This window comes from Sphingomonas sp. GlSt437, from assembly GCF_048015635.2.
In the GTDB taxonomy this organism is placed as follows: domain Bacteria; phylum Pseudomonadota; class Alphaproteobacteria; order Sphingomonadales; family Sphingomonadaceae; genus Sphingomonas.
Genome location: NZ_JBPGYA010000002.1, coordinates 633,694 through 659,164, shown reverse-complemented (window position 1 = coordinate 659,164; position 25,471 = coordinate 633,694). Strand labels below are relative to the sequence as shown.

At 66.4% G+C, this 25,471-nt stretch carries 27 protein-coding genes; 10 read left to right on the top strand and 17 right to left on the bottom strand.

What is annotated here, in order from left to right; all coding sequences use genetic code 11:
- Window positions 1-77: 77 nt before the first annotated feature.
- The 8 genes from tilS to ACLB0R_RS12600 form a co-directional block, all read right to left on the bottom strand.
- Window positions 78-1,073 (bottom strand): tRNA lysidine(34) synthetase TilS, encoded by a 996-nt coding sequence (tilS, locus tag ACLB0R_RS12635; RefSeq protein WP_416643345.1) that lies wholly within the window; start codon window positions 1,071-1,073, stop codon window positions 78-80.
- A 10-nt stretch (window positions 1,074-1,083) separates the two neighbouring features.
- Window positions 1,084-2,046, bottom strand: a complete 963-nt coding sequence (locus tag ACLB0R_RS12630) for a tetratricopeptide repeat protein (protein WP_416643346.1) — start codon at window positions 2,044-2,046, stop codon at window positions 1,084-1,086.
- 59 nt (window positions 2,047-2,105) lie between these two features.
- Entirely contained in the window at window positions 2,106-3,086 is a 981-nt protein-coding gene (locus ACLB0R_RS12625; protein WP_434953852.1) for a helix-turn-helix domain-containing protein, read from the bottom strand.
- An 83-nt stretch (window positions 3,087-3,169) separates the two neighbouring features.
- Window positions 3,170-5,443 carry a phosphoenolpyruvate--protein phosphotransferase gene (gene ptsP / locus ACLB0R_RS12620; protein ID WP_416643348.1) on the bottom strand — a complete coding sequence of 758 codons (2,274 nt, stop codon included), beginning with the start codon at window positions 5,441-5,443 and terminating at the stop codon, window positions 3,170-3,172.
- Between the two features lie 52 nt (window positions 5,444-5,495).
- The gene (locus tag ACLB0R_RS12615) at window positions 5,496-6,032 is read right to left on the bottom strand and encodes a hypothetical protein (RefSeq protein WP_416643349.1); all 537 of its coding nucleotides are present in this window, start codon (window positions 6,030-6,032) and stop codon (window positions 5,496-5,498) included.
- A 135-nt stretch (window positions 6,033-6,167) separates the two neighbouring features.
- Window positions 6,168-6,821: a hypothetical protein gene (locus ACLB0R_RS12610; RefSeq protein ID WP_416643350.1), complete on the bottom strand. Its 654-nt coding sequence runs from the start codon at window positions 6,819-6,821 to the stop codon at window positions 6,168-6,170.
- 90 nt (window positions 6,822-6,911) lie between these two features.
- Window positions 6,912-7,910: an NAD(P)H-dependent flavin oxidoreductase gene (locus ACLB0R_RS12605; RefSeq protein ID WP_416643947.1), complete on the bottom strand. Its 999-nt coding sequence runs from the start codon at window positions 7,908-7,910 to the stop codon at window positions 6,912-6,914.
- Window positions 7,911-7,939: 29 nt separating this feature from the next.
- Window positions 7,940-9,199: an aspartate kinase gene (locus tag ACLB0R_RS12600; protein ID WP_416643351.1), complete on the bottom strand. Its 1,260-nt coding sequence runs from the start codon at window positions 9,197-9,199 to the stop codon at window positions 7,940-7,942.
- Window positions 9,200-9,254: 55 nt separating this feature from the next.
- Here ACLB0R_RS12600 and ubiG point away from each other — a divergent pair, with 55 nt between their 5' ends.
- Both ubiG and ACLB0R_RS12590 read left to right on the top strand, forming a co-directional pair.
- Complete coding sequence (gene ubiG / locus ACLB0R_RS12595; RefSeq protein WP_416643352.1) at window positions 9,255-9,992, top strand: bifunctional 2-polyprenyl-6-hydroxyphenol methylase/3-demethylubiquinol 3-O-methyltransferase UbiG; 738 nt, start codon at window positions 9,255-9,257, stop codon at window positions 9,990-9,992.
- Window positions 9,993-10,000: 8 nt separating this feature from the next.
- Complete coding sequence (locus tag ACLB0R_RS12590) at window positions 10,001-11,419, top strand: hypothetical protein (protein WP_416643353.1); 1,419 nt, start codon at window positions 10,001-10,003, stop codon at window positions 11,417-11,419.
- A gap of 1 nt (window position 11,420) precedes the next feature.
- On the opposite strand, the gene ACLB0R_RS12585 is transcribed toward ACLB0R_RS12590, so the two are convergent.
- From ACLB0R_RS12585 to pyrE, 9 genes are all read right to left on the bottom strand, one after another.
- On the bottom strand, window positions 11,421-12,602 hold the full coding sequence (locus ACLB0R_RS12585; protein ID WP_416643354.1) for a glycosyltransferase: 1,182 nt from the start codon (window positions 12,600-12,602) through the stop codon (window positions 11,421-11,423).
- 28 nt (window positions 12,603-12,630) lie between these two features.
- Window positions 12,631-13,152, bottom strand: coding sequence for a DUF2141 domain-containing protein (locus ACLB0R_RS12580; protein ID WP_416643355.1), 522 nt, complete (start codon window positions 13,150-13,152; stop codon window positions 12,631-12,633).
- A complete protein-coding gene (locus tag ACLB0R_RS12575) occupies window positions 13,149-14,084 on the bottom strand; it encodes a hypothetical protein (protein ID WP_416643356.1) in 936 nt (311 codons plus the stop codon). The genes ACLB0R_RS12580 and ACLB0R_RS12575 overlap by 4 nt, the downstream gene beginning before the upstream one ends.
- A gap of 178 nt (window positions 14,085-14,262) precedes the next feature.
- Window positions 14,263-14,883, bottom strand: a complete 621-nt coding sequence (maiA, locus tag ACLB0R_RS12570; protein WP_416643948.1) for a maleylacetoacetate isomerase — start codon at window positions 14,881-14,883, stop codon at window positions 14,263-14,265.
- Window positions 14,870-15,964, bottom strand: coding sequence for an AI-2E family transporter (locus tag ACLB0R_RS12565; RefSeq protein WP_416643357.1), 1,095 nt, complete (start codon window positions 15,962-15,964; stop codon window positions 14,870-14,872). The genes maiA and ACLB0R_RS12565 overlap by 14 nt, the downstream gene beginning before the upstream one ends.
- Window positions 15,961-16,854 carry a signal peptidase I gene (lepB, locus tag ACLB0R_RS12560; protein WP_416643358.1) on the bottom strand — a complete coding sequence of 298 codons (894 nt, stop codon included), beginning with the start codon at window positions 16,852-16,854 and terminating at the stop codon, window positions 15,961-15,963. Before lepB ends, ACLB0R_RS12565 begins: the two co-directional genes overlap by 4 nt.
- Complete coding sequence (gene acpS, locus ACLB0R_RS12555) at window positions 16,844-17,278, bottom strand: holo-ACP synthase (protein ID WP_416643359.1); 435 nt, start codon at window positions 17,276-17,278, stop codon at window positions 16,844-16,846. Before acpS ends, lepB begins: the two co-directional genes overlap by 11 nt.
- Before the next feature lie 205 nt (window positions 17,279-17,483).
- Window positions 17,484-18,212, bottom strand: coding sequence for a pyridoxine 5'-phosphate synthase (locus ACLB0R_RS12550; protein ID WP_416643360.1), 729 nt, complete (start codon window positions 18,210-18,212; stop codon window positions 17,484-17,486).
- Window positions 18,209-18,793, bottom strand: a complete 585-nt coding sequence (gene pyrE / locus ACLB0R_RS12545; protein ID WP_416643949.1) for an orotate phosphoribosyltransferase — start codon at window positions 18,791-18,793, stop codon at window positions 18,209-18,211. The genes ACLB0R_RS12550 and pyrE overlap by 4 nt, the downstream gene beginning before the upstream one ends.
- A 243-nt stretch (window positions 18,794-19,036) precedes the next feature.
- Here pyrE and coxB point away from each other — a divergent pair, with 243 nt between their 5' ends.
- From coxB to ACLB0R_RS12505, 8 genes are all read left to right on the top strand, one after another.
- On the top strand, window positions 19,037-20,173 hold the full coding sequence (gene coxB, locus ACLB0R_RS12540) for a cytochrome c oxidase subunit II (RefSeq protein ID WP_416643361.1): 1,137 nt from the start codon (window positions 19,037-19,039) through the stop codon (window positions 20,171-20,173).
- 5 nt (window positions 20,174-20,178) lie between these two features.
- A complete protein-coding gene (gene ctaD, locus ACLB0R_RS12535; RefSeq protein ID WP_416643362.1) occupies window positions 20,179-21,843 on the top strand; it encodes a cytochrome c oxidase subunit I in 1,665 nt (554 codons plus the stop codon).
- A gap of 127 nt (window positions 21,844-21,970) precedes the next feature.
- Window positions 21,971-22,876, top strand: coding sequence for a heme o synthase (locus ACLB0R_RS12530; RefSeq protein WP_416643363.1), 906 nt, complete (start codon window positions 21,971-21,973; stop codon window positions 22,874-22,876).
- The gene (locus ACLB0R_RS12525) at window positions 22,876-23,013 is read left to right on the top strand and encodes a hypothetical protein (RefSeq protein WP_416643364.1); all 138 of its coding nucleotides are present in this window, start codon (window positions 22,876-22,878) and stop codon (window positions 23,011-23,013) included. Before ACLB0R_RS12530 ends, ACLB0R_RS12525 begins: the two co-directional genes overlap by 1 nt.
- A complete protein-coding gene (locus ACLB0R_RS12520; RefSeq protein WP_416643365.1) occupies window positions 23,010-23,543 on the top strand; it encodes a cytochrome c oxidase assembly protein in 534 nt (177 codons plus the stop codon). Before ACLB0R_RS12525 ends, ACLB0R_RS12520 begins: the two co-directional genes overlap by 4 nt.
- A 34-nt stretch (window positions 23,544-23,577) precedes the next feature.
- The gene (locus ACLB0R_RS12515; protein ID WP_416643366.1) at window positions 23,578-24,441 is read left to right on the top strand and encodes a cytochrome c oxidase subunit 3; all 864 of its coding nucleotides are present in this window, start codon (window positions 23,578-23,580) and stop codon (window positions 24,439-24,441) included.
- Window positions 24,431-24,838, top strand: coding sequence for a DUF983 domain-containing protein (locus ACLB0R_RS12510; protein ID WP_416643367.1), 408 nt, complete (start codon window positions 24,431-24,433; stop codon window positions 24,836-24,838). Before ACLB0R_RS12515 ends, ACLB0R_RS12510 begins: the two co-directional genes overlap by 11 nt.
- A complete protein-coding gene (locus ACLB0R_RS12505; protein ID WP_416643368.1) occupies window positions 24,835-25,443 on the top strand; it encodes an SURF1 family protein in 609 nt (202 codons plus the stop codon). The genes ACLB0R_RS12510 and ACLB0R_RS12505 overlap by 4 nt, the downstream gene beginning before the upstream one ends.
- Window positions 25,444-25,471 lie beyond the last annotated feature (28 nt).

The window sequence follows — 25,471 nt, the reverse complement described above, 5'->3', positions numbered from 1 at the left end:
TCGCGCGTACCTTTCCAACAACCCAAGATAGGCGCCTGAGGATTAATGGCAATGGAACAAGCGACAGATATTCCCGATCACGCTGATCGACGCGGCGGTGCTTCGGCAAAGCGCCAGATTGTGCCTTTGGGGGTAACGAGAATACCGGCCTGTGTAGCGGCTGTTCCGGCGGCGAGCGCATCGAGCAGGGGTTCGATGTTGGTCGCGGGCGAAAAGTCTGGCCGGGTGATGCCGCAGATCAGTCGAACCGCACTGATCGCGGCGCGGGTGAGGCGGCGCTGCAACTCGCGGGGAAGGGTACCGATATCGGCGGCCAACGTGCCGTCCTCTGATGGCTGGCGACGCTCCTCCATCAGCAGATCGGTCATCTCGCCGAGCGTCGCGTCGGCTTCTGCGGCGTAGGCGGCACTCGCGGCGAGACCGGTGATATCGAGTTCGGGTGTCGTCGCGAGCAAGGCGCGGAAGCGCGCGCGGTCGTGGCGCGAATCGACATTTGACGGATCGTCGACAAAGGGCAGCGCGAGGCTGGTAGCAAGCGTGCGGAGTTCGCTGCGCCGCCAGCCGAGCAGCGGTCGGACCACGAGGATGCGACCCATCGCCTGTTGCGATCTGATCCCGGCAAGTCCCGCCAACCCCGATCCCCGCGCGGCGCGCATCAGGAAGGTTTCGGCTTGATCATCGGCGTGGTGCGCGGTCAGGAGGATTTTCGCGCTGCTTTTGGCGGCCCAATGTTCGAGTGCCGCATAGCGCGCTTCCCGCGCCCGGGCCTGCAGACTGGCGCCGGCAATTGGAGCGTCCGGCGTCAGCGTCGCATGCCGCACGTCGAGTTCGTCGCAATAGCGCGCGACCATTGCTGCTTCATCGCCACTGCCCGCGCGGAGTTGATGATCGACCGTTGCCGCCATCACCTGGCCCGGCAATGCTGCATGGGCCAAAAAAAGCATCGCCATGCTGTCGGGCCCGCCCGACACGGCAAGCGCCACCTGCTCATCAGGCGCGACGTCCCGCCCCAGCGCGGCGGCAAGATCAGCGGCGAAGCGGGCGACAAGCCCGGGGTCGGGCGCGGTCGCCACGCGGGCTAGCTCACGGGCACTTCAAATCGGCGCGCTGTTTGGCGACGTCGGCCGTCATCGCGGCGGTGATCTTGGTGCCATAGGCATCGGTCAGCACGCTGTACGCCTTGCAGACGTCCGCCGTCGGGCGGTTGAGCTTCCTAAGCGCGGTCGCGAGATAATAGACGCTGTCGGGCGTCCGCTCGCCTTGCGGATATTGCTTATAATTGTCGTAAAATGCCTGTGCCGCGTCCTTGTAGCGCCCCTCGTCGAGATAGGATCGGCCGAGCAGATTCTGCGCCCAGCTGGCGCGGCGGTGCTGCGGATATTTGCTGACCAGCGTTTTGAACTGCGCCTCTGCCTCAGGGTAGAATTTCGCGTTCCACAGCCGGAAGCCGTAGACGTAGATGTCGTCGGCGGGATCGGTCGTGACAGGCTTCTGGATCGCAGCGATGGCGGCGGCCCGCGCCGCATCGGTCTTGGCCGGCGCGGGTGTCGGCGTCGGCGTGGGGCGCGGTGCTGGGCGGCTCGGCTCGCCGGGTGTCGTGGCGACGGGCGGCGGCGTCGCACTGACCGCCCCCGGCGTCGCCACGCCATCTTCCAGCGCCTTCAGCCGCGCGTCGGTCGTCCGCTTATAAGCGGCAAAGGCATCGTCGAGCTGCTGCAGGCGGTGCGTCGCGGTCTCGACCTGGCCAGTCAGATTGGCGACCTGGGATTCGAGCGCGTTGACGCGGCCTTCCAGGTCCACCACCGGCTGCGTCGCCGGCGTGCCGGGTGCGGCCTGTTGCGGCTGGTCCGGCGGCGTGATTTCGGGCGGGAAATATTTGCCGTCGCCGCCCGGAAACACCTTGCGCTGCACCGCGCGCATCTCGTGTTCGAGCTTGTCGACGCGGGCGTCGAGCGTCGGTTCGTCGCGCGCGACGACGGGCGTCGCCGGCACACCCGCCAACACCGCGAGGCCGGTGGCGGTCAACAACATGATCTTCTTGCGCATTTCGAGTCCCCACCCCGACCGGTCACCCCCGCGCCGGCCGACTAATGATCATTCAACCGCTAGTGCAGCAGCAAATCGCCGCCAGGTCCAGTCCCTCCGCTCGCCGCCGCGCCATTGGCAGGCGCGGGCTCGGCAGTCGGATCGGGTGTTGGCGTGTCGCGGAAAGCCGGCGGCACGTCGTTGCTGCGCTTGCGATCGCTATTTCTGGCGGGCTTGGCCTCGATCGGCGCCGTCGCTGTCGGCGTCAGCGTGGCGGCAGGCGTCGCGCGCGCCAGCAGGGCAGCGGCCGATATATCGACATCCTTGATCGCGACCTTGCCCGTGCCAAGCGGTGGCACGTTCGAGCCGTTGACGGTGACCGAGAGCTTGTCCGGCCGACCGACATTGATCATCGGCTTGTTGGCATCGGCCGGCACGTCGAAATGGTCGCCCGGCTTCATCTCGCCCTGGAACAGCGTCTTGCCGGTCGCGTCATAGACGCGGAGCCAGACAACATCGGTCGCGGTCAGTGCCACCTGGCCGGTATTGGCCGGCGTAGGCGCGACGACGGGGGAAGGTGCAGGCGCCGGGGCGGGCGCAGGCGCCGGGCTTTCAGCCGCCGGCTCGCTGCTGCTGCCGACATGGAACCAGCCGGTGCTATAGGCAATTGCGACCGCGACGACGATCAGCCCGGCCACAACGGCCAGGATGATCGCCAGCCCGCGCGGAGGCATCCGCGACGGATCGCTGATGTCATAGGGCTCATATTCGGGCGCGCGCGGGCTGTTGCTGACTTCCTGGCGCACTTCGCGCCCGATCGCGACTTCGTCGAGCCCGACGGTCCGCGCATAGGCCTTGGCGAAGCCGATCGCATAAGTGGGTGAGGGCAAGCCGGCGAAATTGGATTGCTCGATCGCTTCCAGGTGGCGCATCGGCACGCGCGTGCGGCCGGCGACATCGTCAAGCGACAACGTCTGGGCGAGCCGCGCCTCGCGCAGCTTGTCGCCGGCGGTCTTGGGGAACAGCGTCGCTTCTTCGGCGCTGTCGGGATCGGTCATCATCGTCTCCGCTGGGTCGGGCTCGCGCCGATGTGGCAAGCAGCGCTTGTCGCTGTCAACGCGTGCGCGACCATTTAGTCCTTCTGTCAGGCCAGTTCGACATGATTTTCTTGTGCCCAGCCTGCCAGTGCCCCGCGCAGGTCGCGCGGCGGCTTGGCGAGCAGCGTGCCCATATCGGCGCGCAGCTTATCACGATCGAGCGAGCGGATCATCGCCTTGATCGGCCCGACCGCCGCCGGCGTGATCGACAGCCGATCGATGCCGAGGCCGATCAGCGCCATGGCTTCCAAGGGCCGGCCGCCCATTTCGCCACAGACGCCAAGATCGACGCCCGCCGCCCGGGTCGGCGCAACGACGCGGGCCAGGAAGCGCAGGATCGACGGGCTCAGCCAATCATAGCGCTCGGCGAGCTTGGGATTGGCGCGATCGGCGGCGAACAGGAACTGCGTCAGGTCGTTGGTGCCGATCGACAGGAAGTCGAGTCTCGGCAGCAACAAATCGAGCGTTTCGGCGAGCGCCGGCACTTCGAGCATCGCACCATAGCGGATATGCGTCGGCAGCTTGCGGTTGCGCGCTGCCAGCCAGGCGCGCTGCGCCTCGAACAGCGTGCGCGCCTCGTCGAATTCCCATGGCTCGGAGACCATCGGGAACATCACGTTGAGCGTCCGCCCGGCGGCGGCCTCGAGCAGCGCGCGCGCCTGCGCTTTCATCAAGCCGTTGCGCTCCAGCGCGAGGCGCAGTGCGCGCCAGCCCATCGCCGGGTTCTCCTCGTCGGCGACATCGTCCTTCAGATAGGGGAGTGCCTTGTCGCCGCCGATATCGACGGTGCGGAAAATGACCGGCCGCTCGCCCGCTGCCTCCAGCACGTCCTTGTAGAGGCGCTGCTGCCGCTCGCGCTGCGGCAGGGTGGCCGAGACCAGGAACTGGAACTCGGTGCGGAACAGGCCGATGCCGTCCGCGCCGGTCAAGTCGAGCGCTGCCACATCGTCGCGCAGGCCGGCATTGACCATCAGCGTCAGCCGGTGGCCGTCCTTGGTTTCCGGCGGCAAGTCGCGCAGCGCGGCGAAGGACGCGCGGCGCTTCTGGCGGAGCATCAGCTTCGCCTCGAACGCTTCCTCCATCACCGATGTCGGGCGGACCATGGCGGTGCCGTCGGTCACGTCGAGCAGCAGCAAGTCGCCCTCGGCGATCTGGCGGCGCACATCCTTGACCCGGCCGAGCACCGGCACCCCCATCGCGCGCGCGACGATGGTGACGTGCGCGGTCAGCGAGCCTTCCTCCAGCACAACGCCCTTCAGCCGGCGGCGATCATATTCGAGCAGCTCGGCCGGCCCCAGATTGCGCGCGATCAGGATCGAATCCTGCCGCAGCCCCATTTGCGCGGCCGTGCCCATCTGCCCGGAGACGATGCGCAGCAGCCGGTTGGAGAGGTCCTCCAGGTCGTGCATGCGGTCGGCAAGCAGGGGATCGTCGATCTGCCGCATCCGCATCCGCGTGCGCTGCTGGACGCGCTCGATCGCGGCTTCGGCGGTCAAGCCGCTATCGATCGCTTCGTTAATGCGCCGCGACCAACCTTCGTCATAGGCGAACATCTTATAGGTTTCGAGCACTTCGTCATGCTCGCCGCCGACGCCGAATTCGGCTTGCGCCGCCATCCGCTCAATCTGCTCGCGCATCTTGTCGAACGCGGCATAGACGCGGTGGCGCTCGGCCTCGGTGTCCTCGGCGACGGTGTGCTCGATGGTGATGCGCGGCTGGTGATAAACCGCGACGCCCTGCGCCATGCCCTCGACCAGCTTGAGCCCGGTCAGGTGCGCGGCCGCGGTCGATTGCGGTCGAATCTGGGTGCCACCGGCATCGTCGATCAGGTCGGCATTGGCGATGAGTTCGGAAAGCACCATTGCCACCGTCTGCAGCGCCTCGATCTCGACATCGTCATAGCGGCGCGGATCGGCATGCTGGACGCAAAGCACACCCACCGCACGCTCGCGCCGGATGATCGGCACGCCAGCAAAGCTGTGGAATTTATCCTCGCCAGTTTCGGGCTTGTACGCGAAATTGGGGTGCGCGGCTGCTTCGTCGAGATTGAGCATCTCGACATCCTCGGCAATCGTCCCGACTAGCCCCTCGCCAGGCGCGAGCTTGGTCACATGGACCGCGTCTTCGGCCAGCCCGCGCGTCGCGAACAGCTCCAGCAGGCCGTCGCGCAACAGATAGATCGAGCAGACTTCGCTATCGAGCGCCTCGCCGATGATCTGGACGACACGGTTGAGCTTGGCCTGCGGCGACGTGCGCGATGCCATCAGCTCGTGCAGCCGGACCAGGATTTCTCGGGCAGAGGCAGCGGCGGACATCGGCATGTATCCGCGCTAACAGATTGCGGCCAGCGCCGCCACCGGCGCAATCGCCGATTCAGCGCGTCACGTGTTGGCGGACGGGTGCCGTCGCTGCCAGCCCCTCGGGCGTGAAGGGCGCATTGAGATCGGCCAGCGCCTGGACCGCGAATTCGGCGAGGTGCGCGTCCGCCACATCGGGCACGTCATGCTGCACGCGCATCGCCACCGGGCAGAACGCGGCGGTCGCGGTTGGCAGCGCGTAGAAATTGTAGAGCCGAGTCATCGCGCTATCGTACGCGCTGCTGGTCGCCCCGCCATAGCGCGCCGCCAGCACCGCTTGTGCTGCATCCAGCTGCACCCGGCGGCTGGTCAGCATTGCGTTATAGCCCGATACCAGCTCGTTCGACCCATGGCCGCGGCAGATGAGCGCGGCGACGTTGAGCGCGATCCGCAAATGCCAGATCATCGCGGCGTCTGCAGGGGGCACGGCGACGGTCGAGGGCGTCGCGACCGGCGGCGGCTCGGCGACGACGGCGATTTGGCGCCGATGGCTGGTGCAGGCCGAAACCAGCGCTGCGACCACGATGACCGCTATCTTCCCCCGCTTCGCCATGCCCCCGCTTCCCCGCCATCAAATCGTCGCGCGCATTGTGACAGATGCACAGCGCCAGACCATCGTTTGGCGATGATCCGGCGCAATTTTACGGTAATAAAGTTGCTAAATCGAAACGATCTGCGCGTTTATCGATCAGCGGCCATCGTCTCCCGGTGCGGAAGGCGCCGGACTGGCCGCCGCAAGGGCCACTGTCTGCCGGCCGTTGCGCCAGCTGTTGAGCGCCACACGATAAGCCGCATAGCGCGCGTAGAAATTCTGGAACGGCGCTTCGAGCACGCGCAGCCGCGCATCGGCGAATTCGGGCAAGTCGCGATCGTCGACCGTGGCGAGCTCGGTCAGCACCGAAGCTGCGATCGCGCAGAATTCGGCCCGAACCGGCGGCAGCGCGAAGAAATTATAGGTCTTGGTCATGTCATGCTCGCGCGCGACTTCCCAGCGGATGCCGTAGCGGGCGTGGTAGCTCGCATCCATGCGCGATGCAGCGGCGGCCAGCCCGGCCGCGTGCTGCGTCAGCAGATGGTTGTAGCCGTCGACGATCGCATCTTCGCCTGCCCCCCGGCAATCGAGCGCGGCGACGTTGAGCGCAGCGCGCAAATGCCACACTTCCTCAGCTGGGTTGAGATGATGATTGGGGGTGTCGAACGTGCCGTCCTCGCCAACCGGCGGCAGCACCAGCGTTGGTGCCGAGCCTGCCGGTGGTTGCGGCGGACCGTCATCGCGGTCCTGCGCGGCGACAGGTGCGGCGATCAGTAACGAAAGCGATACGAATTGAGCAATATAACGCATACCAGCCCCCCTTTTCCCCCGCGCCAGTGCGGTCGTGTGGCAGGGGTGAGGGTCGCTCAATTCCGTTGAATCGATGGTTGCGTGGTCTGGCTAAGCCGGCATTAGGGTCGATTGTCGGTCATAGGCCGCCGCCGCTTGCCCCATCAGCTCGGCAATGATGTCGGCGACGGGCTCTCCCTTAGTCACCATGCCGACCGACTGGCCCGCCATCAGCGAGCCATTGTCGACATCACCGTCGATCACCGCGCGGCGCAGCGCGCCCGCCCAATAATGCTCGATCTCCAGCTGCGCGGCACCCATGTCGACGCGGCCCTCGTCGAGTGCTTGCGCGACTTCGCGCTGCTTGGCGATGAAGGCTTCTGAGCCGGCATTCTTCAACGCGCGGACGGGGATGACGGGCAAGCGCGGGTCGATCTGGACGCTGGCAATCGCGTCGCGCGCAGCCGCGCGAAAGAAGGCGCGCTTGAAATTGGGGTGGGCAATGCTTTCGACAGCACAGGCAAAGCGCGTGCCGAGCTGGACTCCGGCGGCGCCCATGTCGAGATAGGCAGCAATCGCATCGCCCCGGCCGATGCCGCCGGCGACGAACACCGGCAGTTGCTCGGCGACCTCGGGCAGGATTTCCTGCGCGAGCACGCTGGTCGCCACGGGGCCGATATGGCCGCCGGCCTCCATGCCTTCAATGATCAGCGCATCGACGCCCGAGCGGATCAGCTTTTTCGCCATGACGAGCGCGGGCGCGAAGCAGATCGCCTTGGCGCCGGTCGCCTTGATCGCGTCGAGCGCGCCTGCCGGCGGCAAGCCACCGGCGAGAACGACGTGGCTGACGTTATGGCGCCCACAAATCTCGATCAGCTCAATGAGGTCGGGGTGCATGGTGATGAGGTTCACGCCGAACGGCCGGTCTGTCAGCGCCCGCGTCGCCGCGATCTCGGCATCGAGCAGGGCGGGCGTCATCGCCCCGCACGCGATCAGCCCGAAGCCACCGGCGTTGGAGACCGCGGCGACCAGATGGCGCTCCGACACCCACGACATCGCACCGCAGATGATGGCGGTTCCGCTGCCGAGGAAGGAGGCGCCGCGTGCCATGCGGTCGCGGAGGCGCTGTTCGCCCTCGCTCACGCCGCTTCCTCCGCGTCCAGCCCATAGGCCGTGTGCAGCACGCGCACCGCCAGCTCGGTCTCGTCCTCGTGGATCAGCACGCTGACCTTGATCTCGCTCGTTGAAATCGCCTGGATGTTGATGCCGCGCGCGCCGAGCGTCGTGAACATCGTGCTCGCAACGCCCGCATGGCTGCGCATGCCGACCCCGACGACGGTGATCTTGGCGACGCGCGTGTCATGCACCAGCCGCTCGAAGCCGATCTTGCCTTGCGCGCCGTTCAGTGCCTCGATCGAACGAGCGAGGTCGGCGGCCGGCACCGTGAAGGTCACGTCGGTCGAGCCGGTCGAATGCGCGATGTTCTGGATGATCATGTCGACGTTGATGTTGGCCGCCGCCAACGGCTCGAAGATGCTCGCCACCGCGCCGGGCTTGTCGGGCACGCTGGTGAGTGTGATCTTCGCTTCGTTCTTGTCATGCGCGATGCCGGTGATGAGCTGGCGTTCCATCTCGTCAATCTCCTCTTCGCCGACAATCATCGTGCCGGGCAGCGTGTCGGCCATCGGCGCGTGCGCGTCGGTGAACGACGACAGCACCTGGACGCGGACTTGTTCCTTCATCGCCAAGCCCACCGATCGCGTCTGCAGCACTTTGGCGCCGACGCTGGCGAGCTCGAGCATTTCCTCATACGTCACCTGGCGGAGCTTGCGCGCGCGCGGCACGATGCGCGGATCGGTGGTGTAGACGCCATCGACATCGGTGTAGATGTCGCAGCGATCGGCCTTCAATGCCGCGGCGACCGCGACGGCAGACGTGTCCGATCCGCCCCGGCCAAGCGTCGCGATGCGACCATCGGTCGAGACGCCCTGAAAACCGGGGATGACCGCGACTTGGCCTTCCGCCATCGCAGCAACAATGCCGTCGGTATCGATCGCCTCGATCCGCGCCTTGGCAAAGGCATCGTCCGTGCGGATCGCGACTTGCCAGCCGAGCCAGCTGCGCGCCGGCACGCCAATCTCCTGAAGCGCGATGGCAAGCAGGCCCGAGGTGACTTGTTCGCCGGACGCCACCACCACGTCATATTCGCGCGGATCGTAGAGCGAGGAGGCTTCGCGGCAGAAATTGACGAGCCGGTCGGTCTCGCCCGCCATCGCCGAGACGACGACGGCGATCTGGTTGCCCGCCGCCACTTCGCGCTTGACCCGCGCCGCGACGCTGCGGATGCGCTCAATCCCCGCCATCGACGTGCCGCCGAATTTCATCACGATGCGCGCCATGCCGGCCGGTTACTTCCCCCTTGGGTTGAGCGGGGGTGCCTGATAAGTGGCGGCCATGGCAAAGGCAAGCGCACCGGCAACGACGATCGACCCCGCGGAAGCGGCGCATTTCAGCGCGCTGGCGGCCGATTGGTGGGACCCCAAGGGCTCGTCGGCGATGCTGCACCGGCTCAACCCGGCGCGGCTCGGCTATATCCGCGAGCAGGTCGACGCGCATTGGGGCGGCGATGCCGGGAGCTTCACGCCGCTCGCGGGCAAGACCGCGCTCGATGTCGGCTGCGGCGCCGGACTGCTCTGCGAGCCGCTCGCCCGGCTGGGCGCGGCGGTGACCGGGATTGACGCGGCGGCGGAGAATGTCGCGGTCGCGCGCACCCATGCGGCGCAATCGGGGCTGGCGATCGAGTACCGCCATGGCGGCATCGAGGATGTGGCGGGTGCGACCTTCGATCTCGTGACGAGCATGGAAGTGATCGAGCATGTTACCGATCCGGCGGTCTTCGTCGCGGGTTTGGCGGCCGCGCTGGCACCCGATGGCCTGCTGATCCTCTCAACCCCCAACCGCACTCGGCTAAGCCGGCTCGCGCTCATCACGATTGCCGAGGGCACCGGCCAAATCCCCCGAGGGACGCATGATTGGGACAAGTTCCTGACGCCTGATGAGCTGACCGCGCTGCTGGTCGAGGCCGGCCTGCAGGTTCGCGACGTCCGGGGCTTGCGGTTCAATCCGGCCCGGGGCTTCCAGCTGGGCGACGATACGGCCCTCGACTATTTCGTCACCGCGACGCGCGCCTGACCGGGCCGATGCCGCAATCGTTTCGGACGCCATTGCTGCTGCTTGCAGTCGCCTTCGCATCGCGCTGGCTCGCGCTCGGCAACCCGGTCCTGCACGTCGACGAGCAATTCTATTACGCGGCGGCACGCGGCTGGGCGGCGGGGCAGGTCCCTTATGTCGATTTCTATGACCGCAAGCCAATCGGGCTGTTCCTGATCTATCTGCCGGCGGCGCATCTGCCGTTGCGCGCCGGGGTATGGGCGTATCAGTTGATGGCGCTGGCGTCGGCCTGGGCGACGGCGCTGATCGCTTGCTCGATCGCGCGCCGGGCCGGCGTGCCAGGCAGAGGGCTGGCGGCTGGCGTGCTGTACCTCGTCTGGATCGTGCTGGCGGAAGGGCAGGGCGGCCAGTCGCCGGTCTTCTTCAACCTGCTAACGGCCGCGGCGGCGTGGCTGGTGCTGGAAGGCGAGGGCGAGCCGCCGCTCACCACCGTCCGCACCGTCGCGGCGATGGCGCTGTTCGGACTGGCGTTGCAGGTCAAGCCAAGTGTGGTCTTCGAAGGCGCGTTTTTCGGCCTGTGGTCGTTGTGGCGCCGGCGACAACAGGGCGACAGCTTGCCGCGCGTTGCGGTGCTCGCCACCGCGATGATTGGCGTGGCGTTGTTGCCCACGGCGCTCGTTGCGGCGAGCTTCGCGGCATCCGGCCATTTCGCGCCCTGGTGGTTCGCCACGATCGTCGCGATCTCGATGCGCAATCCGCCGCCCTTGGCGGAAAGCGCGGGCAATCTCGGCATCCTCATCCTGCTATTGTCGCCGCTGGTGTCGATGGCCGTCATCGCGCTGCGACGATCGCCGCATCTCGCCCGGCGGCCGCGCCTGATGCTCGCCGGCTGGCTCGCCAGCGCGATTGCCGGGCTGCTGATCTTCGGCACCTGGTTCGAGCATTATGGCCTGCCGACCATGCTGCCCGCGAGCATTGCGGCGGCTGGTCTGTTCTCCGAAAGCCGGCGCGGCTGGCGCTGGCCGGTCGTGGCGCTCGTGGTCGCGGCGATCGGTGGGCAGGCGATCCTGCTCAAGAAACGCTGGGAGCGCGGCACGCCTGATCAGTTCGACCGGGTCGTCGCGGCCGTCGGTCGCGGACCGGGCTGCCTTTACGTCTATGCCGGCGATTCGATGCTCTATCCGGCGAGCGGCCGCTGCGCGGCGACGCGCTACACTTTCCCCGCGTTCCTCACCCGCAATACCGAGACGGTCGCGATCGATCAGCGCGGCGAGATCGCTCGCATTCTGGCATCGCAGCCAGCAGTGATCGTCGACTCGGGGCCCTTCCGCGGCGAGCTGCCCCAGCGCCGCGCGCAATTGCTGGCAGCGACGGCGCGCGATTATCAAGCCGTCGCTCGATTGCCCGAAGGCCGGTCGCTGGTGACCGTCTACAAGCGGATCAGCTAGCTCAGGCCGCGCGCGACAGCCGCCGCGCGTCGATCAGCGACTGGTAATAAGCGACAAGCTCGAGCGCGTGCGCCTCGTCGGTGCGCACCTTGCCGGCCGCGACCACGGCGGCGCGGCGGAGCAGCTTGGGATCGCGCGCGAACAGCCGGCAGACGGCGTCGGCGGCGGCTTCGGCATCCTTGGCGCGATAAAGCTCGGAGGATCGTGGATCGGCGACTTCGGCCACGCCGCCCTCGTCAGGCGCGATCAGCGGCAGGCCGGCGGCCATCGCTTCCGATGCGACCAGCCCGAACGGCTCGCCTTCGGAGCCGTGGATCAGCGCGTCACAGCTCGCCATGATCCGCGCCAGCCGCTGCCGATCATAGACCGGGCGGAACATGCGGATATGCGGGCTGCCGGCGATGCGCTTTTCGATGCGCTTGCTGTCGATGCCGGTGCCGAGCAGGATCATGCCGACGGGCAGCCGTGCGCCGGCGCGTTCGACCGCATCGATGATCATCCGCCAGCGTTTTTCCGGGTGATGGCGGCCGAGCCCGAGCAGCAGATGTGCATCCGCCGGCAAGCCGCACTGTTCCAGTAGCGAGGCGCGCAGCCGCTCGTCGCGAAGGTCGGGCGAGAAATAACCACGCTCAATGCCCAGCGGCATCGATTTGTCGACGCGCACGCCGCGCCGCTGATGGCGCTTGTAGAGCGCCGGGCCATTGGTGACGACCGCGTCATAGCCAGCCAGAAAGCGGTTCATGTAGCGGCTATACCAGCCGAACGCGCGTTCGATCGCCGGCGGGCTCGCCAGCCCCTCGAACCAGCGCATCGGATAGGCGCCGACATTGTCGTTGTGCATGAAGAAGATCTTCAGCGCATCGCCTTGCCACCCGTCGAGAATCCAGGCCGGCCGCCAGGGCGACGAGGTTTCGACGACGTCGGGCTTCAGTTCGTCGAGCAGCTGCGTCACCGGCTCGCCGCGCCAGAACAGCCAGTAATTACGATCGACGATCAGCGGCGGCGACTTCACATAGATCACCCGGCCGCCATCGGGACGAGTGTCGACGCTGTCCGCCGGCCCCGGCGCGATCACGATCAGCTCATGGCCATGCTCGGCCAGGATCGACATCTTGCGATCGAGATAAGTGCGCACGCCGCCGCCGGTCGGCGAATAATATTCGTTGATGTCGACGATCCGCACGACCGCGCTGCCCCCGGGCGCCTGCGGCTCAGGCCTTGAGCGGGCCGAAGCCGCCCAAGAGGCTGCGCAGATATTGGGCGTGGATATGCGTCACGGTTACGCCATTGCCCACTTCGATAACGCCGGCGGCCAATTTGGGGCGCGACATGCCGATGCGGTGGTTGCTCGGCAAGCCGGCGCCGTCGGTCCAGAAGTTGAACTTGTTCTTGCCGTCGCGATCATGCGTGAAGAACAGCGCGTAAGTGCCGGGCTTGGGCACTTTGATGCAGATTTCGACCGGGCCCGACTTGGGCATCTCCGCCCAGACGCGGCGGAAGAATTTGCCCTGCGCAATCAAGTCGCGATCGTCCTTCAGGAAATCGGCTTCGGTCGCGGGATAGAGCTCGAGCTTCAGCCGGCCGGTACGATCCTTCAGGCCGGAAATGTCGGCCAGGATGGCGGGCCCGCCCGCTTCACACGCCGCGGCATCGCTGCCGATCGCACCCGCCGACACGGGCGTTGCCATCGCCGCGAGCAGTGCTGCCGAAAAACCGAGAACAAACGCCTTCATACTTGCTTCCTTATCAGGTCGGCGACCCCGAACACCGCAACCATCACCACATGCACCAGAATCGTTAAGGCGGCCGTTACCGCCATCAGATTTGCGAGCGCTTCTCCCTGCCCGATCAGAAGGATGGCAAAATTGGCAAAAAGAAGGTCTTTGTTCGGCACCAGCGGCAATCTTGACGCTAATTGTCGCCCCGCCGACAACAGCAGCCACATGCCGATCGACACTTCGGGCATGCCGAAATGCCAGGTCAGCGCGAGCAGCACCGAACTCGCGACCGCGCGCAAGATGTGGATCAGGAAGATCCACCACAAGAGCGGGCGCGGCAGCGAAAAGACGCGCTTGGAAAAAATGAGGAACGGCAGCGACATGCCGATCACCACCAAGATCGACCCGGCCAAGGTGTTGAATTCGCTTGGCCTGAGCAAGCCATGGCCGACCGGCAGCGCCAGCGCGACCATCGTCAGCGTCAGCGCATTGCCGGCCATGGCGGAGAGGATGCTGACGTCCTTCACCGCGCCGAAGGGCGCCGCCACCATCTGCGAGCGCTGCCGCGCCCAGGCGTAGAAATACGCCTCGCCCGAATAGCCGAGCACGACTTCATTGGCGACGCGCTTCTTGATCAGCGCGACGAGGCCCGACAACGGAATCCGCCACAATCGGCGGAAAATGACATAATCGCCAATCGGCAGCGTCATGTAGAGCAGCGCGAAGCACAGGTAGAACATCGGGCTCGTCGGCACGGCGTGTGCCAGCCCGGCCAGCCCCTTGCCGAACAGCGCGCGCAGCACGCCGATGATCATGGCGACCGTGATGAGCGCGCCGAAAATCGTCGGCCAGCGACTCCTGATCGCGGTCAGCGGCTCGAGCCCGGCAATGTCGGCGGGGGTGCCGGGCGATTGCCCGATCGCCGGGTTAATCGGTTGCGTGGACACTCAAACTCCTAATCGTCACCCGGCACAAGCCGGGCGGATCCCTTGCGCAGTGGCCCCCGCCCCTCAACGCAAAGTGGTCGCGCCATAGCGGTGAGCGGCACGGGCCGCAATCGCTCGCATCGGTCGCGGCGGCGCGGTGCACCGATGCTGTGGCGCAATTAGGGCAGCACTCTTGCCGTTAACGGCGGGCCTTGTCCGGGTGCGCGGCGATAAAGGCGGGGTGCGCGCTGGCGGCGGCATCGGCGGCGACAAGCTTGGGATAGCCGTTGAGCGGGATATTGAAGCGGCGCGCATTGTACATCTGGGGGACGAAGCAGATATCGGCGATGCTCGGCGTCGCACCACCCAGAAACGGCGCGGGCGCAGCCATTGCTTCCAGCGCTTCAAAGCCGAGCACGATCCAATGCGCGTACCAGGCATCGCGCGCCGGCTGATCGGCACCGAACTGCGCGGTCAGCCGGTTGAGCACGCGCGGATTGTCGATCGGGTGGATGTCGGCAGCGACGACCAACGCCATCGCGATTTGCCGGCTGCGCTCAACCGGGTCGGTCGGGAGCAGTGGCGGATCGGGATAGAGGTGGTCGAGATAATCGATGATCGCCAGGCTCTGCGTCAGCGCGATTCCGTCGACTTCCAGCGTTGGCACCAGCCCCTGGGGGTTGACGGCCAGATTCGCCTCGCCGCGCTGCTCGCCCGCGACAAGATTGACCGGCACTGTCTCGTAATCGACGCCCTTCAGCGCCAGCGCGATGCGGACGCGGTAGCTTGCCGAGGAGCGCCAATAATCATGCAGCCGCAGCACCCGCGCCCCCTTCCGCGCGCTCGGCAAGCTCCGACTCGCGCTCCAGCGCGACCTTGATCATCGCGACCATCGGATCGGCGAGCGCGAGGCCGAACACCCCAAACAGTGTCGATGCCAGGATTTGCGACGAGAGCGTCAGCGCCGGCGGCATATCGACGGTGCGCTTGGCGACCATCGGGATGACGACATAGCCGTCAAAATTCTGGACGACGAAATAGGTCGCGATCGCCCAATAGCCCGTGTTCAGCCCGGCGCTGAACCCTACCGCCACCATCAGCACGCCGGTCACGATCGCGCCGATATTGGGAATGAAGGCGAGCATGCCCGCCAGAATGCCGAGGAGCAGCGCCATCGGTACGCCGCCGACCCACAACATTCCCCAGATCAGGATGCCTTCCACCAGCATGCCGATCAGGCGCCCGGCGAGCAGTCGCCGCATCGTGTGCGCCATCCGGTCGATGGTGATCGCGAATTCGCCGCGCATGTCCTGCGGCACCAGCCATTGCAGGCCGCGATCATAGAGCCGCGGCTCGATCGCGACGAACAGCCCGATCACCAGCACCATCAGCACGCTTGCCACCGCGCCGACCGCCGACCCCAGAAACGCGGTCACCTTGCCGAACGAGCCGAGCGCCTGCTGCGCCATGTCTTTGATGTCGGCGCTGCCGGGCATGATGCCGTGCGCCGATGCCCAGCCGATGAGCCGCGTCGCCTGGTTGACCAATGTCACTTGCAATTGCGCAAACTGCGCGGTGATCTGGACGCCGGCGAGATAGACCGTGCCGGCAATGAAGCTGATCGCCAGCAGCACGACGATCATCAGTCGCCAGCTCCGCCCGATCGGCAGTACCTTGCCGATCAGCCGGACGCCGCCGTCGAGCATCGCCGCGAACACCAGCCCGCCGAAGATGATCAGCAAAGGCTGGACGAGCAGCACGACGAGCGCGATGGCCGAGGCGAGACCCAGCCACACGCCCGCGCGCTTCAACTCCTGGCGGATGAAGGGATCGCGCAGCTCGCTGGGGCCGGCGCCCTGGACGACGTCAGCCTCACCGTCGCCAGCATCGGCTTGACTCATTGCGCGGCTTTGGCCGGCCTGAGCGACGTGCCGGCGCGGCCGCTGCGCAGCGCGCCCCACCAGGTGAACGGGTTATAACTCGCCTTGCCGGTGAAGCTGTGGGTGACGAACTCGGCGCGGCCGCCCAGATTCTCCCACGGCACCGCGCCGCCCAAGCCGCGCGCTTCGAGCGGGAAGCGGCTGTCGGCGCTGCGGTCGCGATTGTCGCCCATCAGGAACACATGGCCTGCCGGCACGGTGTAGGGGCCGTAATTGTCTCCCTCGCTCGGCCCAAGCTCGACCGTGTCGTACGTCCGCCCATTGGGCAGCGTTTCGGTCACGATCGGCAGGCGGCAATGCGGCACGCCCTTGGCATCGCGATAAAAGGAGCCCGCAGGATATTGGCTGGCATCGCAGGTAAGGCCACCTTCGGCCTGCGCGTCGCCGCCATAATTGGCGATGTCGACATAATGGAGCGGGCCGCGCTTCACCGGCTTGCCGTTCAGGATGACGACGCCGTCGCGCACTTCCAGCCGATCGCCGGGCAAGCCGATCACGCGCTTGATATAATCCTCGTCAGACTTGGGCGGCACCGCCACCACGATATCGCCGCGCTCCGGCAGCCGCCCCAGCAGCCGGCCATGGAAGAAGGGCAGGACGTGAAAAGTCGGCGAGATATAGGAATAGCCATAAGGATATTTGGTCACGATCAAATGATCACCGACCAGCAAGCCCGGCAGCATCGATTCGGACGGGATGTAGAAGGGCTTGGCGACCAGGCTGTGGAAGCCGAGCACCGCCAGAATCAGCCACAATATGCCGCGCAGCTCCGCCCACCAATCAGTGCCTTCGCCGGCGGGGCCGTCGCGCGTGCCGGGATCGGCATCGAGCACGAGATCGTTACTTGCCATTGTCATCGTCCTGCTCCGGCGCGGCGGCTGGCAGCGCCTCGATCACTACAAATGCCTGCGCCCATGGATGATCGTCGGTGAGCGTCAGGTGAACGACCGCGACGTGGCCTTTGGGCGTGATCGCGTCAAGCCTTGCCTTGGCCCCGCCGGTCAGCGCCAGCGTCGGCGCGCCGGAGCGGGCGTTGACGACGCCGATGTCCTTCATGAACACGCCCGCCTTGAAGCCGGTGCCGACCGCTTTCGAAAAGGCTTCCTTGGCGGCGAACCGCTTGGCGAGCGTGCCGGCCTTGGTGAACGGACGCCGCGCCGCCTTGGCACGCTCGACATCGGTGAAGACACGGTTCTCGAAACGTGTCCCGAAACGATCCAGCGAGGCCTGAATGCGCTCGATATTGCAGAGGTCGGAGCCGATGGCGAGGATCACCCTTTAAATCCTCCCATAGAAGGGGACGTGGCAGCGCGTAGCGCTGACGGAGGGGTATCACCCTCTCGATGCCGCGCTACCCCTCCACCACGCGCTGCGCGCGCGGTCCCCAGTTTGGGGTTGGCCATGCCCCGCATGGCCAAGGATCGTCCGGGGGACGATCCGACCCCCAACTCCTTGCAGGGGAGGATTTTAAGGTTGTCTGTCACCGCGCCACGTCCATCGCCGCGCGCATCGCCCGCACCGCGTCGCCCAGCCCCAGGAAGATCGCATCCGCGATGATCGAATGGCCGATATTGAGTTCCTTGAGCTGCGGGATCGCCGCGACCGGCGCGACGTTATCGACCGTCAAGCCATGGCCGGCGTGCACTTCGAGCCCGTTCTTGGCGGCGAGGGCAGCCGCGTCGGCCAAGCGGCGCAGCTCATCGGCCTGCGCCGTGCCCGACAGTTCGGCATAGCGGCCGGTGTGCAGCTCGATCACCGGCACGCCCAGCCGGATCGCGGCGTCGATCTGGCGAGCATCGGGCTCGATGAACAGCGAGACTCGTATGCCGGCATCGGCCAACTCGGCGACCATCGGCTGAAGATGGGCAAACTGCCCGGCCGCATCCAACCCGCCTTCGGTCGTCCGCTCCTCCCGCTTTTCGGGCACGATGCACGCGGCATGCGGGCGGTGGCGCAGCGCGATCGCCAGCATTTCCTCGGTTGCCGCCATTTCCAGGTTGAGCGGGATGGTCAGCTCGGCGGAGAGGCGCGCGATATCCTCGTCGGTGATGTGGCGCCTGTCTTCACGCAGATGCGCGGTGATGCCGTCGGCGCCCGCGTCCGCCGCGACCAGCGCTGCGCGCACCGGGTCGGGATAGCCCGCGCCGCGCGCATTACGCACGGTCGCGACATGATCGATGTTGACGCCGAGGCGTAGGCCGTTGGTCATGCCGCCGCGCGACTCCCCGGCTTGATCGCGGGGATTGCCGTGAGTTCGGCGGGCAAGGCGTCCGGCTGGTAAGTCGGTACGTCGATGCGGATCAGCGGATAGAAAGGCACGCCCAGATCGGCCGTGCCGCCCGATCGATCGACCAACGCCGCCGCCGCAATCACCTCGCCGCCCGCCTCCACGATCGCTGCGATGGCTTCACGCGACGAGAGGCCAGTGGTGACGACATCCTCCATCATCAGCACCCGCGTGCCGGGCGCCAGCCGAAAACCGCGCCGCAGTTCGAACGTGCCGGTCGGTCGCTCCAGGAACATCGCGTCGACGCCGAGCGCGCGGCCTATCTCATGCCCGGCAATCACCCCGCCCATCGCCGGCGAGACGACGGCCTCGATCGCGGCGCGGACATCCGCCGGCAGCTTCGCGGCGAGCGCACTCGCCAGGCGCGCACCGCGCGCCGGGTTCATCAAGACGCGCGCGCACTGCAGATAACGGGGGCTGCGCAGCCCCGAGGACAGGATGAAGTGCCCCTCCAGCAGCGCATCCGCGGCGCGAAATTCGGCCAGCACCTCGTCATCGGTCATGCGCGCATCGTCTCCATCGCTCATTTCGCCGCCTGATTAGGATCGCATCGGCGCGCGCGCAACGGAGGCGCGCCCGCCGCAGTGCAAAAAGGAGTGCAAAAAATGCACTTCTTATGCTTGAGACAGCCGGGCACGATGCGTATAGGCACCCGGACAAGGGGCGTATTCCCGCCCCGGTCAGCGCCGCTGAAAGGCGCGGCCGCGCACAGGGTGATGTGAAGAACGATGCGCAAGACAGGGTTGATGGTCTTTAGTCTCGCCGCCGGCGCGCTGCTTGCCACTGCCGGCCCGGCCGCCGCGCAAGCGCCGGCTCAAGCAGCGCCGGTCGCCGCACCGCAGCAAAGTGCCGCGCCGGCTTCCGCCGCCGGCGCTGCCAAACCGGCCGATGCTGCGAAACCCGCCGCCAACCCCAACGATCCCATGCTCGCGCTCGATGGCGGCCCGATGGTCTTGCCCGAAAAGGGCATTGGCCAGCCGGTCGACAAATATATCGGCCTGCAACCGCAGGTGACGGCGGTCGGCCAGCGCGCCCACAGCATGCATGACGATCTGCTCGTGCCGGTGATTACGGTCATCTCGGTGTTCGTGCTCATCCTGCTGCTCTGGGTGATCGTGCGCTATAATCGCCGCGCCAGCCCGACAGCGTCGAAGACATCGCACAACACCGCGATCGAGATCATCTGGACGCTGGCGCCGGTGGTCATCCTGGTGGGCATCGCGATCCCGTCGATCGGCCTGCTCCAGGCGCAGTTCAAGCCCGCGCCGGCCAATGCCATCACGCTGAAGGCGATCGGCAACCAATGGTACTGGACTTACGAGTACCCGGATAATGGCGGCATCGAGATCACCGCTAACATGCTCAAGGAAAAGGGTGCGCAGGCCGCCGGCGATCGCTTCCGTACCGATGCCGATGGCCCGCCGTTGCTCGCGACCGATAACCGCGTCGTGCTGCCGGTCGGCGTGCCGGTGCGGTTGATCACCACCTCGGCGGACGTCATCCACAGCTGGGCGATGCCGGCGTTCTGGATCAAGCTCGACGCGATCCCCGGCCGCCTCAATGAGACCAGCTTCACGATTGACCGTCCCGGCGTCTATTTCGGGCAATGCTCTGAGCTTTGCGGCGCGCGCCATGGCTTCATGCCGATCACCGTCGTCGCGGTCGACAAGGCGACGTTCGACAAATGGGTCGTCGCCAAGGGCGGCTCGGTGAAGGGCGCCAAGCCCGTGGTCGCGTCGCCCGCGCCGCCGCCAGGCACGCCTGCTGCGATGGCGCCCGCTCCCGGCGCGCCGGTCCCCTCTCCCGCTGCCGATGCCAAGGGCGTGACCACGCCCGGCGCGGCCGAAGATTCCAACGCGGCCACCGCCGCTCCAGCGAAGTAAGCGTCATGACTGATACCGCCATCACTCCCTCGGCCTTCCAGGCGCATGGCGATCACAGCCATGATCATGGCGCCGATCACAAGCCGGGCTTCTTCGCGCGTTGGTTCATGTCGACCAACCACAAGGATATCGGTACGCTCTACCTGATCTTCGCGATTTTCGCGGGCATCATCGGCGGCGCGATCTCGGGCCTGATGCGGCTCGAACTGGCCGAGCCGGGCATCCAGTATCTCAACGTCTGGGCGCAATATCTGCCGGGCGGCGAGGCGGGTCTCGACCATTCGCTGCACCTGTGGAACGTGTTCATCACCGCGCACGGCCTGATCATGGTGTTCTTCATGGTCATGCCGGCGATGATCGGTGGGTTCGGCAACTGGTTCGTGCCGATCATGATCGGCGCGCCGGACATGGCGTTCCCGCGCATGAACAACATCAGCTTCTGGCTGCTGATCCCGAGCTTCACGCTGCTGCTTGCTTCGCCCTTCTTCGGCGGCGCCGGCACCGGCTGGACGGTCTATGCGCCGCTTTCCACTTATGGCGAGCCGGGGCCCTCGGTCGACATGGCGATTCTGTCGCTTCACCTGGCCGGTGCCTCATCGATCCTCGGCGCGATCAACTTCATCACGACCATCTTCAACATGCGCGCGCCGGGCATGACACTGCACAAGATGCCCCTGTTCGTCTGGTCGGTGCTGGTCACGGCGTTCCTGCTGCTGCTCGCGCTGCCGGTGCTCGCGGCAGCGATCACGATGCTGCTGACCGATCGCAATTTCCACACCACCTTCTTCGATCCAGCCGGCGGTGGCGATCCGGTGCTCTACCAGCACCTGTTCTGGTTCTTCGGCCACCCGGAAGTCTACATCATGATCCTGCCGGGCTTCGGCATGGTCAGCCAGATCGTTTCGACCTTCTCGAAGAAGCCGGTGTTCGGCTATCTCGGCATGGCCTATGCCATGGTCGCGATCGGCGTGGTCGGCTTCATCGTGTGGGCGCACCACATGTTCACCACCGGCCTCAGCGTGAACGTGAAGCTCTATTTCACCGCCGCCACCATGGTGATCGCGGTGCCGACCGGCATCAAGATCTTCAGCTGGATCGCGACAATGTGGGGCGGATCGATCAGCTTCAAGACGCCGATGCTGTGGGCGATCGGGTTCATCTTCATGTTCACCGTCGGCGGCGTGACCGGCGTCGTGCTCGCCAATGGCGGTATCGACGATTACATGCAGGACACCTACTACGTCGTCGCGCACTTCCACTATGTGCTGTCGCTCGGCGCAGTGTTCAGCCTGTTCGCCGGCTTCTATTACTGGTTCCCGAAAATGTCGGGCCGGATGTACAACGAAGTGCTCGGCCAGCTGCATTTCTGGGTGTTCTTCGTCGGCGTGAATATCCTGTTCTTCCCGATGCACTTTCTGGGCCTGGAAGGCATGCCGCGCCGCATTCCGGACTACACCCCGGCCTATGCGTACTGGAACCACATCGCGACCGACGGCTATTTCATCATGGCCGCCAGCATGGCGTTGTTCTTCGTCAACATCATCTGGTCGCTGATCGCGGGACCGAAGGCGCCCGATAATCCCTGGGGTGAAGGCGCGACGACGCTCGAATGGACGCTGTCGAGCCCGCCGCCTTACCACCAGTTCGAGACGCTGCCGGTCATCGACTGATCCATTCCCCTCTCGCTAGCGAGAGGGGTTAGGGGTGGGCCGGCGCTCCACCCCTGCGGATACCGCCCGTGATACACCGGGCACCCACCCCCGACCCCTCCCGCACGCGGGAGGGGGAAAGTAGCTGATGAACACGACGACCCTGTCCACTGCTGCCCTGCCGGCCGATTGGCGCGATTTCCTCGCGCTGACCAAGCCGCGCGTCATGCGATCGGTGGTGCTGACCGGCCTTTGTGGCCTGCTCGCGGCGCCGGTGACGGTCGCGCCGGCGATTGCGGTGGCGATCGTGCTGGCGATTGCGCTTGGCGCCGGCGCGGCGGGCGCGCTCAACCAATGGTATGAGGCCGATATCGACGCGCTGATGGCGCGCACGGCGGGCCGTCCGCTACCGGCGCAGCGCATGGACCGCGAAAGCGCGCTCGGGTTCGGCGTCGGGCTCGGCGTGTTCAGCGTGCTGCTGATGGGCTTTGCCGCCAATTGGCTGGCGGCGGCGCTGTTGGCGGGATCGATCCTGTTTTATGTGCTGGTCTATACCGTCGGCCTCAAGCGCGCGACGCCGCAGAACATCGTCATCGGCGGCGCGGCGGGCGCGTTCCCGCCGCTGATCGGCTGGGTCGCGGCGACCGGGCACGTCGCGACGCTGCCGCTCCTCATGTTCGCGCTCATTTTCCTGTGGACGCCGCCGCATAGCTGGGCGCTCGCGCTCCTAATTCGTGACGATTATGCCAAGGGCGGCGTGCCGATGCTGCCGGTGGTGGCGGGCGAGCGGACGACGCGGCGGCAGATGCTCATTTATACCGTGCTGATGAGCGCGGTCGCGCTGGCGCCCTGGGCGTTGGGCGAGGCGCATGCGCTGTACGGCGCCGTCGCTGCGCTGTTATCGGCCGGGTTCATCGCGCTCAACCTTTGGGTCGTTACCGCCGCCGCGCCGACGCCTGCCGAGATGAAGGCTGAGCGCGCGCTGTTCGTCTATTCGATCTTCTATGTGCTCCTGCTATTCGCGGCGCTCGTCGTCGATCGGTGGATCGCCTGATGCCGCAGCCCGACCAGGATGATCTGATCCGCGCCCGCCAGCGCAGCCGCGCGATCGTGATGGCGGTGGCGCTCGCCGCGTTCGTGGTCCTCGTGTTCGCGGTGTCGATCGCGCGGATCAAGGCAGGCGCGCCATGAACCGCCGCCTGCGCACCGCTGCCATCGCCGGGGTCGTCGCTCTGTGCATGACCGGGCTCGGCTGGGCCAGCGTGCCGCTCTACCGCATGTTCTGCCAGGCCACCGGCCTCAACGGTACGACTCAGCGCGCACAACAGGCGCCGGGCGGCGTCGGGCGGCTGGTCAATGTCCAGTTCGACACCAATGTCGCGCCGCATATGCCCTGGGCCTTCGCGCCCGAGCAGCGCCAGATGCAGGTGCAGGTGGGCGCGCGCAACCTCGCTTTCTTCACCGCGACCAACAACAGCGACCATCCCATCACCGGGTCGGCGACGTTCAACGTCACGCCGGCGCAGGCGGGGCTCTATTTCACCAAGATCCAGTGCTTCTGCTTCACTCAGCAGACGCTGAAGCCGCACGAGACCGCGCGCATGCCGGTCATCTTTTTCGTCGACCCCAAGATGCTCAACGATCCCGACGAAAAAGACGTGCAGACGATCACGTTGAGCTACACATTTTACCCGGTGGATTCGCCCAAAGCGGCAAGCTAGAGCGGATCGGGACGAGACCAAAAGGGCAGGGCATATGGCAGGCGCCAAGAACCACGATTTCCATATTTTGAACCCCAGCTTGTGGCCGCTGATGGGCGCGACCGCGGCGCTCGTCATGGCGTCGGGCGGCATCATGTGGCTGCACAATGCGGCACCCGGCGGCCTCGTCTTTCTGGCGGGCCTTGGCGGTGTGCTGCTGACGATGTTCCTCTGGTGGTCCGACGTGATCCGTGAGGCGCATCATGGCGATCACACCCCGGTCGTGCAGCTCCACCTGCGCTACGGCATGATCCTGTTCATCGCGTCCGAAGTGATGTTCTTCGTCGGCTGGTTCTGGGCGTTCTTCGATTTCTCGGTATTTCCCCAGCCGGTCGAGATTGTCGGCGGCGATGTCCACCGCATCACCCAGACGGTCACCCGCGTCGCCGGCACCTGGCCGCCCAAGGGGCTGGAAGTCATCAATCCCTTCGGCTTCCCGCTGCTCAACACGCTGATACTCCTCCTGTCGGGCACCACGGTCACCTGGGCGCACCATTCGCTGCTCCACAATGACCGGCAGGGGCTGAAGACGGGCCTGTGGATCACGATTGCGCTGGGCGCGATCTTCTCGTCGATCCAGGCCTATGAATATTCGGAAGCGCCCTTCCACTTTGCGGGCCTGAATTACGGCGCGTCGTTCTTCATGGCGACGGGCTTCCACGGCTTCCACGTGCTGATCGGCACGATCTTCCTGATCGTGTGCCAGGCGCGCGTTTATGCCGGTCACTTCACGCCGCGCCAGCATTTCGGCTTCGAAGCGGCAGCGTGGTACTGGCACTTCGTCGACGTGGTGTGGCTGTTCCTGTTCGTATCGGTTTACGTCTGGGGCGGCGCCGGCGCGCCGGTTCATGGCGGATGATCCGCTGACCGGCAGCGCCGACGGCTCCGGCCCGGCGCTGCCGCTTGTGCGCCTCTCGCTTGGCGGCCGCTGCCCGCGCTGCGGATCGCCCACGCTGTTTGCCGGGATGACGCGCTTTGCCGCCCGGTGCAGCCATTGCGGCCTCGACTTCAGCAGCTTCAACGTCGGCGATGGGCCGGCGGCGTTTCTGACGCTGATCCTGGGCACCGTCATCGTCGCCGCGGCGATTACGCTGGAACTGACCGTCCATCCGCCACTCTGGGTTCACGCCGTGGTCTGGCTGCCGGTGACGCTCGCCGCGGTGATCGGCTCGCTCAGGATCGCCAAGGCTGCGCTGATCGCGGTGGAATACCGCCAGGCCGCGCATGAGGGGCGGATCGCGCCGCGCGGGCCATGAACCGCCTGCCGATTCTGCCGACGGCGATCGTCGCGCTGGCCGTGGCGGCGATGGTCGCGCTCGGTTTCTGGCAGCTCGACCGGCGCGTGTGGAAGGAGCGGCTGCTCGCGCAATATGCGGCAAACCAGCAGCTGCCGCCGATGGCGTTTCCGGTGGGTTCGACTGACGACAAGCTGCTCTATCGCCGCGCCGGCGCCTTTTGCCTCAACCCGACTGCCTGGACCGTAGAGGGCGCGGGTGCACATGGCTGGCGGCTGATCGCGCAATGCCGCACCGGCGCCGAAGGCCCGGGCTTTGCCGCCGAGCTTGGCACCACGCATGACCCCAATTTCCGCCCGGCATGGCGCGGCGGCAAGGTGAGCGGCACGATCATCGCCGCGCCCAGCCATGCCAGCCTGATCGAGGCTGCGTTCAGCCGCGCGGCACCGGCGCCGCTGATGATCGTCGCCGATACCGCGCCCGCCGGTCTCGAGCCGAGCCCGAAGCCGAGCCCCGCCTCCATCCCCAACAACCACCTCGCTTATGCGGTGCAGTGGTTCATCTTCGCCGGCCTCGCCGTGGTCATCTATGCGCTCGCGCTGCGGCGGCGGGCGCGGGCGGGGTGAGCTTGCTTGTGCAGCGCAGCAGTGACGG